A 13,997-nucleotide genomic window follows, 5' to 3' on the forward strand; every position below is an offset into this window, starting at 1 on the left:
TGCTGCCCGCCGCTCGCGGGGTGGGTGCGCTGGGGTGCTGGTGCTTACTTGGCGTTGGGCTGAGCGCCGCCTTTCGCTGCGGCTGACATCCTGTCGCGCCGGATCTTTGCGAGTATGAGGTGCATGAGTTCTGATGACTCGTAATTCCCGCGGAGGCGGGAATCCAGTACGGCCCCCGCAGGGGGCCTTTGCTGGCTTAAGCAAGAAAACCTTGAACACCTGTTAGCGCCTGATGGCGCGGTTGTTTTACATACCGGCGGTGGCCGGAGCACGTTACTTTTCTTTGCTTCGCCAAAGAAAAGTAACCAAAAGAAAAGCGACCCCCGGACTTTTTCGCTCCGCAATTCCACCTCGGCGGCCCCCTTGCGCCGGATTCCAGCTGAGACACAGAGACACAGGTATGCTCAATCGGGTAAATCAGAGAAGTGGCGGCCATACCTTACCGGCCACGCCTTGGGTTGCAGGCGCTCAGCACACACCCCCGTACCAACCCCTCCCACGCCGCTCCTGGCAATTTGATAAACTACACACTTCCTCCCGATACAGTTACTTGCAATAGCATGCAAAACAGCCTGAGCACACCGGCCAGCACGGCCGCTCCCAGCGAACAGGGCACGGCCTTCAAAGTGTTGGGCGCGATCAGTTTTTCGCATTTGCTCAACGACATGATCCAGTCGCTGATCCTCGCCATCTATCCCATTCTCAAGGGCGGTTTCAACCTCTCGTTTGCGCAGATTGGCCTGATCACCCTCACCTACCAGATCACCGCCTCACTGCTGCAACCGCTGGTAGGTTTGTACACTGACAAAAAACCCCAGCCGTATTCCCTGCCCATTGGCATGGGTTTTACCTTGAGCGGGCTGTTACTGCTGTCGGTTGCTCCCAATTTCGCCATTTTGCTGGTGGCTGCTGCACTGGTCGGTACCGGTTCGTCGATCTTTCATCCGGAATCCAGCCGCGTGGCGCGCATGGCGTCGGGTGGGCGGCATGGCCTGGCGCAGTCGTTGTTCCAGGTGGGTGGCAACCTGGGTTCATCGCTCGGCCCCTTGCTGGCGGCAGCGATCATTGTGCCGTTCGGCCAGCCCAGCATTGCCTGGTTCTCGGTCGCGGCCTTGCTGGCGATTGCGGTGCTGGTCAAGGTCAGTGGCTGGTACAAGGCGCACCACCTGGGCGCGCGTGGCAAGGGTGGGCGCAAGATGGTGCATAACCTGAGCCGTCGCCAGGTGGGCTGGTCCATCAGCATCTTGCTGCTGCTGATTTTCTCCAAGTATTTCTACATGGCCAGCATTGGTAGTTACTTCACCTTCTACCTGATGCATAAATTCAACCTGACGGTGCAGGCCGCGCAGGTCCATCTGTTTATTTTCCTGTTTGCCGTGGCAGCCGGGACGGTGATTGGCGGCCCGGTGGGTGACCGTATCGGCCGCAAATATGTGATCTGGGCATCGATCCTGGGTGTAGCGCCGTTTACGTTGATGCTGCCCTACGCCAACCTGTTCTGGACCGGTGTGCTGACCGCCATCATCGGCGTGATTCTGGCGTCCGCGTTCTCCGCCATTCTGGTGTACGCGCAAGAACTGATCCCCGGCAAGGTGGGCATGGTCTCCGGGCTGTTCTTTGGCTTTGCCTTTGGCATGGGCGGGATCGGCGCGGCCGTGCTGGGCACGCTGGCCGACCATACCAGCATTGAATATGTGTACCAGGTGTGCGCTTTTCTGCCCTTGATTGGCTTGTTGACTGCGTTCCTGCCTAATCTGGAACAACCCGCAAAACAATAACTGGCGGCCGCAAGGCTGCCGGACTGAATATGACACCTCTGGAACTAAGAGCTTCACTCGGCCTGGCCGGGCTATACGCCCTGCGCATGCTGGGCATGTTTTTGATCTTGCCCGTATTTGCGGTCTACGCCGCCCATTTATCAGGCGGCGACAACCACACGCTGGTGGGTCTGGCCTTTGGTGCATACGGCCTGACCCAGGCCGTATTGCAGTTGCCCTTTGGCATGTGGTCTGACCGTATTGGCCGCAAGAAGGTGATTTACTTCGGGCTGGTGATGTTTGCCATTGGTAGCCTGGTGTGTGCCAGCGTGACCAGTATCGAAGGCATGATCCTGGGCCGGGCGCTGCAAGGCGCGGGGGCGATTTCTGCTGCCATTACGGCACTGCTGGCCGATTTGACCCGTGAAGAAAACCGCACCAAGGCCATGGCCATGATTGGCGGCAGCATTGCCATGACCTTTGCCGTATCCCTGGTGGCCGCGCCCAAACTGGCAAACTGGATTGGCCTGCCGGGCATCTTCTTGTTGACTGCGGTGCTCACGGTGGCCGCAATCATTGGCGTCTGGCAGATCATCCCCAGCCCGGCGGTATCGCGCTTTCACTCGGACGCCGAAGCCAGCGCCGCACGCCTGCCCGCCGTGCTCAAACACCCGCAATTGCGCCGGCTGAACTACGGCGTATTTGCGCTGCATGCGGCGCAGATGGCCATGTTTACCGTGATGCCGTTGCTGCTGGCCAGCCTTGGGCATATTCCGGTGGATAGTCACTGGAAAATCTATCTACCCGTGGTTATCGTCGGCTTTATTTTCATGGTGCCGGCCGTGATCGTGGCGGAAAAGCGCAACCAGCTCAAAAATGTGTTTCTGCTGGCCATTGCGCTGATGCTGGTGGCGCAGACCGGTATGGCGCTTTACATGCCCAATCTGACCATGATCTGCATCTGGCTGGGGGTGTACTTCATTGCGTTCAACATTCTGGAAGCTACCCAGCCCAGCCTGATCAGCAAGATTGCCCCCACGGCCGCCAAAGGCACTGCCATGGGCGTGTACAACACGTGTCAGTCGCTGGCCATGTTTGTGGGTTCCGCCGCCGCCGGGCTGTTGTACCAGCATGCCGGCGCAACGCCGGTGTTCTGGTTGTGTGCCGGGCTGATGGCGTTGTGGCTGGTGGTCACGCTGGGTCTGCAACCACCCTTGCCGGTCAAGACCCAGATGTTCCACATTGGCGAAAACTGGCGTGGCGACGCGGCCGGCCTGACCGCTGATCTATCCGCACTGCAGGGCGTGAAAGAGGCTGTGGTGCTCACGGATGAACGCGTGGCGCTGTTGAAAGTGCTGCAAAGCGGTTGGGATGAAGCCGGCGTAAAAACCCTGATCGATGCCACCCGCAGCGGGGCTTGATCAGGTCTGGCGGAACAGTTTGTCCAGCACGCGTTCCAGGTGGTACTGCATGGCTGCGCGTGCGCCAACCGGGTCGTGCGCCGCAATCGCGGCGTGTACGGCCCGGTGTTCCGCCACCACCTGCGGTGCCCACTGTGCCACACCATAGTGGTTTTCCAGTTGCTGAAATAATGGCGAGTAACGCTTGTTCCACAGCGTCTGCGCCATCTCCTGCAGTACTTCGTTACCCGTCATCTCGGCAATCAGCCAGTGAAAACGCCGGTCACTATCGTGGAACGCCGCGTTTTCTTCACCCTCGTTCGCCATTTCCTCCAGCAAAAGACCCAGGGCAGCAATTTGCGCCGTCGTAGCGCGTTCTGCAGCCACGGCCGCCAGATCACCCTCAAACAGAATGCGGGCCTCCAGCAATGCCGTGGCGCTGGTGACATCTGCACCTTGCGCGGCCACCACTGGCTCTTGTGCCGCCAGCACAAATACGCCGGTCCCGGTGCGAATTTCCACCCACCCGGCGATCTCCAGCGCAATCAGCGCCTCCCGCACGGAAGAGCGCCCCACCCCCAGTTGCTTTGCCAGATCCCGCTCTGCCGGCAAGGCTTCACCCACCTTGAAGCGGCCATCCTTGATGTACTGGATGATCAGGCTGGAAATTTGCCGATAAAGGCGTTCGACCTTGAGCGTGGGTAAATCCATACTAGTTTTCCTGAGATTTTCCTGAAATAAACACGGCTACCTGACGAAATGTGCCGTGCCCCTTGGGGTTATGTCAAAGACCGGCGGTACTGGCTGAACATTCTTTGCCATACGTCAATCTGCCCACCTTGCGGATCGCCGGTTAGGTGGCAATACTGCAATCACTTTCAGGTGGCCTGACCACCATACCACATGACCACAAGCGTGACTGGAGCAATCCCCATGAAAATGACCTTCCGCTGGTACGGCGATGCCGACCCCGTCAAGCTCGAATACATCCGGCAGATTCCTGGCATGTACGGCATTGTCAGTGCCGTCTACGACGTGCCGGTAGGTGACGTCTGGCCAGTCGCCAACATCATGGCACTCAAACAGAAAATCGAAGCGCAGGGCCTGAAGTTTGAAGTGATTGAAAGCGTGCCGGTGCATGAAGACATCAAACTGGGCAAGCCGGGTCGCGAGCAACTGGTCGCCAATTACGCCCAGACCCTGAAAAACCTGGCTCAATGTGGCCTGAAGGTGGTCTGTTACAACTTCATGCCGGTGTTTGACTGGACCCGCACCACGCTGGAAAAAAAGCTGGAAGACGGCTCCAGCACGCTCGCCTTCGAAGTAGAGACGGTTAACCAGATTGATCCTGCCCAAGGCATCCAGCTACCAGGTTGGGATGCCAGTTACAAACCCGAGGCCCTGAAAGCCTTGCTGGCCGAATACAACGCCATTGGCGAAGAACAACTGTGGAAGAACCTGGCGTGGTTTCTGGAGCGTGTGATTCCGGTGGCCGAACAAGCCGGCATCAAAATGGCCATCCACCCGGATGATCCGCCCCGCCCCATCTTTGGCTTGCCGCGTATCGTCAAGAACCGGCAAGACCTGGAACGGCTGCTGGCTATTGTCGATAGCCCGGCCAACGGGCTGACGCTGTGCTCTGGCTCTCTGGGGGCAGATTGCCACAACGACATCGCCGCCATGGTGCGCGAGTTTGCCGGCCGTGGCCGCATCCACTTTGCCCATATGCGTAACGTCCGCAATAACGAAGCGGGTGACTTTTACGAAACCAGCCACCGTTCTGCGGACGGCTCGCTGGATATGGCGGAAATCATGCGCGCGTATTTTGATGCCGGGTTTGAAGGGTATGTACGGCCAGACCATGGCCGCATGATCTGGGGCGAAACCGGCAAACCCGGGTATGGTTTGTACGATCGTGCGCTGGGTGCGGTTTATCTCAACGGTTTGTGGGAAGGCATTGCCAAAGAAGCCGCTGCCACTCAAGGGAGCGCGCAATGAACACAACTCATGAGACCGTCCTGCCCTTCATGCCGACCGATCTCGCCGGCCAGGTTGCCGTGGTGACTGGCGCCGGCGGCGTACTGTGCAGCGAACTGGCCAGCGTGCTGGCCTATGCCGGCATGAAAGTGGCGCTACTTGATCTGAACCCGCAGGCAGCCGAAGCCATCGCGGCCCGTCTGCGCGACGCCGGTTGTGAAGCCATTGGCATCGGTGCGGATGTATTGCAGCGGGATTCGCTGGAACACGCCGCCGCCCGCATTGAGGCCGAACTGGGGCCCTGCACCTTGCTGCTCAATGGGGCGGGGGGCAATCACCCCAAGGGCACTACCAGCAAAGAGTGGCTGGAACCAGGCGATCTGGCGGATCCCTCTCTGACCAGTTTTTTTGATCTGGACCCCGCCGGCATCGGCTTTGTGTTCAACCTCAATTTCCTGGGTACGCTACTGCCCACCCAGGTGTTTGCCCGGCAGATGTTACAAGCAGATGGTCTGGCGCGGCCCGGCAGTACCGTCATCAACGTGTCTTCCATGAACGCCTTCTGCCCGCTGACCAAAATACCGGCCTATAGCGCGGCCAAAGCGGCGGTCAGCAATTTCACCCAGTGGCTGGCGGTGCATTTTTGCAAAACCGGCATTCGGGTGAACGCCATTGCACCGGGGTTCTTCCTGACCGCGCAGAACCACAAGCTCTTGTTCGATGAGACCAGTGGCGAGCCCACCGCGCGCGCCGGCAAGATTCTGGCGCACACGCCGATGGGGCGGTTTGGCCAATCAGCCGAACTCTCCGGCACGACATTGTGGCTGGCCAGCCCGGCCGCATCCGGGTTTGTAAATGGCGTGGTCATCCCGGTAGATGGCGGCTTTGCCGCTTACTCCGGCGTCTAGCCCGCCCCGCACACACAAATAGATCAGAACATGCCAGCCCCGCCCGCCAACCGGCCGGGGTCAAGGGCAGCTTTACCCCACAGAAACGCACGACCGCGGCTTGCTGACCAACAAAACCCATAAGAGGGGGAGTCTCATGCAAGCAAACCATAAAAAACTCGTTCTGGCGGCAACCCTGCTGACTGTGACCGCCGCAGCCCACGCCTTTGATGTGGATGTTCGTGGCGAATACCGTACCGGTAGCGAAGCCTGGCGTTCACGCATCAAGGTGGGCAACCAATGGCAGAACAATTTTGGCGCCTCCCTTGAAGCCGGCATGTTCAACGGCAAGGGCTCGCTCAATGAGTTCAAGTCTGACTACAACGAGATCGAAGCCTGGTATCTGTACAAGACCGGCCCTGACTTGACGGTGATTCCTGGCGGTTTTCTTACCTGGAGTAGCGCCGGTTCCGCCATCAAACCCTATGTGCGCGTGAACTGGAGTTTCGCCCCCACCTGGCGAGCCGATGTGCGCGCCCGTTATGACCACAACAATTATGACGTGGGCACCAACTGGCATATGCCGGCTGACCAGACGTATTACGGCCGCAATGATCAATGGCAGTTTGATTTCTGGCTGACCAAATGGATTGGTGACAAAACCGCCATTGAGTACAACTACGCCTGGAACCGCAAAGACGATAACCAGTTCGTCTACAACAATGGCCGCAACTGGCAGTACCTCAACAACCTGAAGGTCAGCTACGCCGTCCAGCCCAACCTGATCCCCTACGCCGAAGTGGGTTATCTGGGCAAAGTGGCCAGCCTCGCTAACGACGATAACGAGTGGCGTTTGCGCATCGGCTCGGTATTGCGTTTCTGAGTGTGTTTTGCGCTACGCGGCCGGTCTCCCCGGCCGCCTTCCCCCATTGCTCTGACAGCCCCGGTGCGCGTGCTCCGGCGGTGAGGTATTGCCATGAATATGCAAGAGACAAGTTTATCGCGACCGGTCAAAACCGGATTTCGCAACATGCGCTGGATGATCATTGTTCTGTTTATTTCCGGGGTGACACTCAATTACATCACCCGCAATTCGCTCGGGATCATGGCGCCGGAACTGAAATCCACGTTCAACATGAGCAACGAGCAGTACGGCTATATCACCACCGCATTCCAGCTGGCCTACACCCTGGCCCAACCCGTGTGCGGCTGGCTGATTGACTTTATCGGGCTGAAAATCGGCTTTGCCGTGTGCGCCGTGTTGTGGTCCGTCACCTGTATTTTTCACTCTGGCGCCAGTAGCTGGCTGCATCTGGCCATTCTGCGGTTTTTCATGGGCACCACCGAAGCCGCTGCGGCACCGGCCAATACCAAGGTGATGACCGAGTGGTTTCCCAAAAAAGAACGCACGGTGGCCAATGGCTGGGGCGGCGTGGGGTTCTCTCTCGGCGGCATGCTGGCGCCGCCGCTCATCTATGGCCTGCACTCGGTCTTTGGCTGGCAAGCCGCATTTGTGGTGCCCGGCATGCTGGGCATCCTCTGGGCGGCAGTCTGGTTCAAGGTCTATGCCCCCCCGCGGGACAGCACGCTGATCAACCCGGCGGAACGCGACTACATCGTGGCCGACCAGGACCCGCCACCCCCAAAATCGAACATCTCGCTGTGGACCTCGCTGGGCGGGTTGTTGCGGCAAAAGCGCTTCTACGGCATTGGCCTGCCCGCCTTTTTGTCCGAACCGGCGTGGCAAGCGCTGGGTTTCTGGGTGCCGTTGTATATGGCCCAGGTCCACGGTTTCAAACTCAAAGAGATTGCCATGTTTGCCTGGCTGCCGTTTCTGCTGGCGGACCTGGGCAGCCTGGCAGGTGGGTATCTCACACCGTGGATCAGCCGCCGCTTCAACCTGTCCCGGATCAACGCCGCCATTGTGACCTCTGCCAGCGGCGCGGTGGTCATGGTGAGTCTGGTGGCTGCCGCGTTTGTTGACAGCCCTTACGTGGCAGTACTGCTGATTTCCATGGGCGGCCTTGGCCACCAGCTGGTGTCGAGCATGCTGGGCGTGCTGGTGATGGAAACCACGCCGCTAGCGCAAGTTGCCACCGCCAACGGCCTGCGCGGCTCGTTTGCCTGGATTGCTGCGGCCATTTCCACCCTGGTTATTGGTCATGTCACCACTGTCTGGGGCGCGGCCGGCTTCACCGGCGTGTTTGTCTGCCTTGGGCTATTTGACCTGATCGGCGCAGTCATCATGATCAGCCTCTTGTGGGAGCGCGGGCGTGGCAGCCCGGACTTGATCCCGCACACCGCCTGATTGAGGGCCAGGCCGCTTGCAAAGCGACCTGGCCAACCCGTTTTAACCGCTTAAACTTTTTGTATGTTCAGGTGATCACTCATGGCCATTACCATTTCTTCCCAGCTTTACGATACCAGCGGGCGCGTCGCCCCCGTATTCAGTCTGGATCAACCCCGGCAGGCCATCCTGCGCTTTAGCGCGCCAGCGGGGCATGCAGTCCAGATTGAGGTGCTGGAACAAGACCTGATCCGCGTGGAAGTCTTGCCCGCCGGCACCGCGCCACGTGCACGCAGCTGGACCATCGCCCCTGGCATGACCGATGTACCGCTGCACGGCCACGATGCCCGCGCACTGCCTGGTTTTTCCCGGCCGGATTACCAACTGGCCGTTGATGCCCAGCGCGCCACCCTCACCACCCAGGCTATCAAACTGGAGATCGACCTCAACGGGTTCTACTGCACCTGGTACCAGCAACGTGCTGGGGCCTGGGTCAAGGTCGCCAGCGATCGCCCTACCCAGGGTTACAACTTTGGCTACTGGGACGAGCGTGTTTATCACTACCTGTCCCGCGCGGAAGAAGAACAATACTTTGGCCTGGGCGAAAAAACCGGCGACGCCAATCGCCATGGCAACAGTTACCGCATGTGCAATCTGGATGCGGCGTTTTATAACGCCAAAAGCACGGACCCGCTGTACAAGCACATCCCCTTCTATATCACCCGCCACGCCACCCAACTCACCACCTTTGGCCTCTATTACGACACCCCGGCCGACTGCCGCTTTGACTTTGGCCGCGAACATGACAACTACCATGGCTTTTACCGCTCGTTTGTCGCTGACACCGGCCCGCTGGATTACTACTTTATTGCCGGCGACACCGTGCGCGATGTGGTCGGCCGCTTTACCTGGCTGACCGGCCGCCCGGCTTTTACGCCACGCTGGAGCCTGGGTTATTCCGGCTCGACCATGAGTTACACCGACGCCCCCAATGCACAAGTGCGCATGAATGATTTCCTGGCGCATTGCGGCGAGCACGACATCCTGTGTGACTCCTTCCATCTGTCATCGGGCTACACCACCATTGCCGGCAAGCGTTACGTATTCAATTGGGATGAATCCAAATTCCCGGATGCCAAAGGCTTTGCCGCGCATTACCGCCAACACGGCGTCCACCTGGTCGCCAATATCAAGCCCGCGCTTCTGAAAACCCACCCCCGCTTTGCCGAGGCCGCCGCCGCTGGCGCACTGATCAACCAACCGGACGGCAGCCCGCTACCCGTCGCGTTCTGGGGTGGTGATGCGGCGTATGTGGATTTCACCGCACAAGCGGGTTACGACTGGTGGAAAAACGGCGTCAAAACGGCCTTGCTTGATTACGGCATCAGCGCCGCCTGGAACGACAACAACGAGTTTGAAATCTGGGATACGCGCGCCCTGGCCGCCAACTTTGGCGATCCGGTGCCCGCTATTTCCATCAAGCCGCTGCAAACACTGCTGATGTGCAAGGCGTCGTATGAAGCGCAGGCAGAACACGCGCCCGCCTTGCGACCCTTCACGGTATCGCGTGCGGGGTGCGCCGGCATGCAGCGCTATGTGCAAACCTGGTCTGGCGACAACTACACCTCCTGGCAAACGCTGAAATACAACGTCCGCATGGGCACCGGGCTGGCCATGTCCGGCGTGTCCAACACCGGGCACGATGTAGGCGGCTTTCTGGGCCCGCAGCCAGATGCAGAACTCTTTCTGCGCTGGGTACAATTTGGCATCTTCCTGCCCCGGTTCTCTATCCATTCGGAAAACAGTGGCGAGGTGGTCACCGAGCCCTGGATGTACCCGGACATCACGCCGCAGATTCGCGACCTGATCAAACTGCGTTATCGCCTGCTGCCGTATTACTACGACCTGATCTGGCGTTCGCACAGCCATTACCAGCCGGTCATGCGGCCCACGTATTACACCTTCCCGCATGACGCCCGTTGCTACACCGAAAACGACGACATGATGATCGGTGAAAGCCTGCTCATTGCCGCCGTCGTAGAACAAGGCGCCCTCACCCGCGCCGTTTACCTGCCCGCCGGTACGCGCTGGTGGCGTTACGACGGCACGCAAAGCTTTGAGGGTGGCCAGACCGTGACGCTGGATGCGCCGCTGGACGCCGCCATGCTGCTGGTCCGCGAAAACAGCGGCGTGCCACTCAATGTCGCCGCCCAGCACTTTGCCCACACAGCCGATGAGCGCGGATTTTTGCTCTACCCCGGTCAGGCAGGCGCGTTTGAAGTGCGCTGTTTTGAGGACGACGGGGTCAGCTACGGCTACCGGCACGGCCTGTGCGGCGAATGGCAACTGGGCATAGAGGCCGCCGCCGACACCTTGCATATTCGTATCGCGTTTAATGGCAACACGCATTTTGCCCGCGACCAACTGCAAATCTGCCTGCCCGCCAGCGAGATGCGCCTCGTCACCCTCACCGGCGCACGCCTGGTGACGGATGAAGTCTCGGCAGCCTGGCGCGTGCTCACACTAACCCGGTCTGACCAGTAAACACGCCTGGCAAGACCAGATGGCAACCCCAAAAAAGCCGGTGCTGCGTCATCGGCTTTTTTGTTGCATCCATGGTGTACTGCGCCAGGCCAATGCGGATGCGGCTTGCGGGCCAACGGCCCGGTTTGCCGGGGCATCCGCCTCTCGCGCCAGAGCGCCCGCGCCGTTATACTCACCCGTTATCTAGGTGCGTTGCACGCACCGCCTGTCATTCATTTTCAAGGAAACACCACCTTATGGCATCGCTCAACAAAGTGCTGTTGATCGGCAACCTGGGCCGCGACCCGGAAACCCGTTACCTGCCCTCCGGCGGCGCCGTATGCAATTTCAGCATTGCCACGACGGAACGCTTCAAGGACAAGCAAGGCCAGCAGCAAGAAAAAACCGAGTGGCACAACATCACCATGTACAACCGCCTGGCCGAAATTGCCGGCCAGTACCTGAAAAAAGGCAGCTCGGTGTACATCGAGGGCCGCATCCAGACCCGCAAGTGGCAAGACAAGCAAACCGGTGCTGACCGTTACACCACCGAAATCATCGCCGACCAGATGCAAATGCTGTCTGGCCGTGGTGGCGCCGGCATGGGTGGTGGTGAGCAAGGCGGCGGTTACGAAGATTTCAACCAGGAATACGCAGCAGCCCCGGCCCCCGCACCGGCCGCCCGCCCGCAAATGGCCGCCCCGGCCCCTGCGGCCGCAGCACCGAAAAAACCGGCCCCGGCCCGCAGCTTTGATGATTTTGAGGATGACATCCCGTTCTGAAGTCCACCTTTTTATAGTGCGTTAATAAACAAGGCGGGGTCATTGATTTGACTCCGCTTTTTTCTTGTTTACAGTTTTTCCCTGTAGACCTGCTATGACGTATTAGTGTTCACCTCTTAAGGGTGTAAACAAATGTACGTCAACCCTTACTCCGTCCGGACCCTTGTTCTCCGTTCTGGTGAACGACTGCCTATCCTGATTGAACGCACTTCGGGCGAACCCCTGTTCAAACCCACGGTGTATTCGTTGAGCGAGCTCCGTGCCACCAACAAAGCCAGTAATACGATTGATCAGACGCTCAGATCAATCATGCTTCTTCACCTATTTCTCCAAGCCCGAAACATCGAACTCGACGAAAGATTCCGTCAGAACACCATTCTTTCACTGAACGAACTTGATGATCTTGTCCGATATTGCAAGCAGAGAATCGTTGAACAATTATCCACAGATCGTTTCCCCTCCCAAGCTCGCTCCCCACGGCGGGCCAAATCCGAGTCGATCCGCCTTGTTCAGTCGCAAACGATAGCTCCGGGGGTTAAGGGGCACACCGCAGCCAACCGCATCCGTGTAATCCGCGATTATCTGGACTGGCTTGTTCGCTATCACATCGGACATACCTCTCCGAGCAGGGATGAAGAATCCGTTCTTTGGGCTGCCTGGGTACGGTGCAAGGATGGGCTGAGCGCCCGAATACCGCGACATAAAAACCGGAACCAGGTCGGTCAACGGGAGGGACTCCCCAACGAGGTGCGCGAACGGCTACTGGCCGTGACCGCGCCCGAGTCGACCGAGAACCCATGGCTTAGCGAAGGGGTTCGACTACGAAACCACCTGATTATTCGTTGGCTCCATGACCTTGGACTGAGGCGGGGCGAGCTTCTTAATATCAAGATTTCTGATATTAACTTCCAAGCCGAGGAGGTCATCATTGCGAGGCGAGCCGATGATCCTGAGGACCCCAGAAAAACAGAACCCCGAGCCAAAACTAGGGATCGGAAACTGCCTCTATCTCCTGCTTTATGCAAACTCAAACATGCGCAATATGCAGTTCATCTGCATATGAGGTTATTCGACTGCTTATCGGCCGAAGCGGACGAATCGACGGGGTAACGCCGATGACCGCTGTCAGCCAAAAAACAGACAGACAAGTTCAAACAGCAATCGAAGCCTGCGGCACTGCCGGCTGCGTGAATTGGTGCCGACCACTAATAATCTGCTAAACCCAAATGCCCTGAGTCTTTCAGCGAATCGCCTGGGAAGGAGAAAAGCCGGAAACCTTGCGGAACATGGCAATAAAAGCACTGCTGGAGTGATAGCCCAACTGCCGTGCGATGCTGTGCACCGGTTCTTTGCGGGCCAGCCGGATCAGTGCATCGGACACGCGCATCTGATCTCGCCATTGGCCAAATGACAACCCGGTTTCATCCCTAAACAGCCGGACAATCGTGCGGGCACTGGCGCCAACCCGATCCCCCCACAACTCAAGCCCATCGCTATTGGCCGGGTCCAGCATCAGTGCTTCACACAAGCGGCGCAGGCGGCGTTCTTGCGGCATAGGTAGCGCAAGATCAGGCGCATGGGGTGCTGCGCAAACTTCATGCAGTAGCAAATCTGCCATCATTTGCCGCCGCACTGACGCAGGTTCATTTTGCTCGATCAGCAGATTGTTCAGCAGTACATCGACCATGGCGCTGACATTGAACACGCCGTGCCGGGCAAGATGCGAAGGTACTTGCTCTGGCTCGAGATAAACACTGGCCATGTTGACCGTACCAATCGCACGCACTTCGTGCCCCTTGGTGGGCGGCAGCCACAGCGCGCGCAGCGGGGGCAGCGTCCAGATGGCGTTGTCGATATAGACGCGGACCATGCCGCTTTGAGCATACAGCCATTGTCCTTGCCGGTGGCTGTGCCAGCTTTCGATATGGCCATCCGCATAATGATCCATCCGTACGCGCAAGGCATTGTCGGGCTGCAGCATCGCACCTGGTATTGAGCTTGCTCTGTCCATGTTCCGGCTTTTTTTCAAAAAATATTGCAAACACGCCATAACCTGGCGCGTTTGCGTATCTGGCTGTCCACACCGACGGGCGTGCGCCGCGTACGCTATGCCTCTGACAGGTACGCCCCACTTTTACCTTCTATCAACCATCGCCCTGTGGTCAACAAATATCGTAATGATTCTCATTATCTCACAAAAAAATCACCTGCAATGCAGATAAGCAGCTGACTTGTAACGGTAATGGCGAGAAATGGACGCCTTGAAACGCGAGTTCCAGCATCCGCTACCTGGCTCAAGGCAAGCGCGCCATGTGGTATCGCCGAGGCTGTCACTCACCACTGGAAATGTTGCCAGGCAAGCGCCTGTTCGGCGCAGACCCACA

General features: G+C 58.6%; 11 protein-coding genes. 9 read left to right on the forward strand and 2 right to left on the reverse strand.

All coding sequences use genetic code 11. The annotated features are described in order from the left end of the window. Nucleotides 1-560: 560 nt before the first annotated feature. Together HNQ50_RS09585 and HNQ50_RS09590 are read left to right on the forward strand one after the other, a co-directional pair. Nucleotides 561-1,778: an MFS transporter gene (locus HNQ50_RS09585; RefSeq protein ID WP_184099931.1), complete on the forward strand. Its 1,218-nt coding sequence runs from the start codon at nt 561-563 to the stop codon at nt 1,776-1,778. Between the two features lie 29 nt (nt 1,779-1,807). Then, the gene (locus HNQ50_RS09590) at nt 1,808-3,178 is read left to right on the forward strand and encodes an MFS transporter (protein ID WP_184099933.1); all 1,371 of its coding nucleotides are present in this window, start codon (nt 1,808-1,810) and stop codon (nt 3,176-3,178) included. Here HNQ50_RS09590 and HNQ50_RS09595 read toward each other — a convergent pair whose 3' ends face one another. Next, entirely contained in the window at nt 3,179-3,868 is a 690-nt protein-coding gene (locus HNQ50_RS09595; protein WP_184099934.1) for a FadR/GntR family transcriptional regulator, read from the reverse strand. Between the two features lie 222 nt (nt 3,869-4,090). Here HNQ50_RS09595 and uxuA point away from each other — a divergent pair, with 222 nt between their 5' ends. The 7 genes from uxuA (at nt 4,091) to HNQ50_RS09630 (ending at nt 12,723) form a co-directional block, all read left to right on the forward strand. Then, complete coding sequence (gene uxuA / locus HNQ50_RS09600) at nt 4,091-5,155, forward strand: mannonate dehydratase (protein ID WP_184099936.1); 1,065 nt, start codon at nt 4,091-4,093, stop codon at nt 5,153-5,155. After that, nucleotides 5,152-6,042, forward strand: a complete 891-nt coding sequence (locus tag HNQ50_RS09605; RefSeq protein WP_246428645.1) for an SDR family oxidoreductase — start codon at nt 5,152-5,154, stop codon at nt 6,040-6,042. The genes uxuA and HNQ50_RS09605 overlap by 4 nt, the downstream gene beginning before the upstream one ends. A gap of 136 nt (nt 6,043-6,178) precedes the next feature. Then, nucleotides 6,179-6,904 carry an oligogalacturonate-specific porin KdgM family protein gene (locus tag HNQ50_RS09610; RefSeq protein ID WP_184099938.1) on the forward strand — a complete coding sequence of 242 codons (726 nt, stop codon included), beginning with the start codon at nt 6,179-6,181 and terminating at the stop codon, nt 6,902-6,904. A gap of 147 nt (nt 6,905-7,051) precedes the next feature. Next, a complete protein-coding gene (locus HNQ50_RS09615) occupies nt 7,052-8,329 on the forward strand; it encodes an MFS transporter (RefSeq protein WP_221303104.1) in 1,278 nt (425 codons plus the stop codon). An 81-nt stretch (nt 8,330-8,410) separates the two neighbouring features. Continuing rightward, nucleotides 8,411-10,852 carry a glycoside hydrolase family 31 protein gene (locus HNQ50_RS09620; protein WP_184099942.1) on the forward strand — a complete coding sequence of 814 codons (2,442 nt, stop codon included), beginning with the start codon at nt 8,411-8,413 and terminating at the stop codon, nt 10,850-10,852. 236 nt (nt 10,853-11,088) lie between these two features. Then, nucleotides 11,089-11,613: a single-stranded DNA-binding protein gene (ssb, locus tag HNQ50_RS09625; protein WP_184099944.1), complete on the forward strand. Its 525-nt coding sequence runs from the start codon at nt 11,089-11,091 to the stop codon at nt 11,611-11,613. Nucleotides 11,614-11,745: 132 nt separating this feature from the next. Continuing rightward, nucleotides 11,746-12,723 carry a tyrosine-type recombinase/integrase gene (locus HNQ50_RS09630; RefSeq protein WP_184099946.1) on the forward strand — a complete coding sequence of 326 codons (978 nt, stop codon included), beginning with the start codon at nt 11,746-11,748 and terminating at the stop codon, nt 12,721-12,723. A gap of 130 nt (nt 12,724-12,853) precedes the next feature. Here the strand turns inward: HNQ50_RS09630 and HNQ50_RS09635 are convergent, their stop codons facing one another. After that, entirely contained in the window at nt 12,854-13,594 is a 741-nt protein-coding gene (locus HNQ50_RS09635) for an AraC family transcriptional regulator (RefSeq protein WP_184099948.1), read from the reverse strand. Nucleotides 13,595-13,997 lie beyond the last annotated feature (403 nt).

It is taken from the genome of Silvimonas terrae, from assembly GCF_014202765.1.
Taxonomy (GTDB): Bacteria; Pseudomonadota; Gammaproteobacteria; order Burkholderiales; family Chitinibacteraceae; genus Silvimonas; species Silvimonas terrae.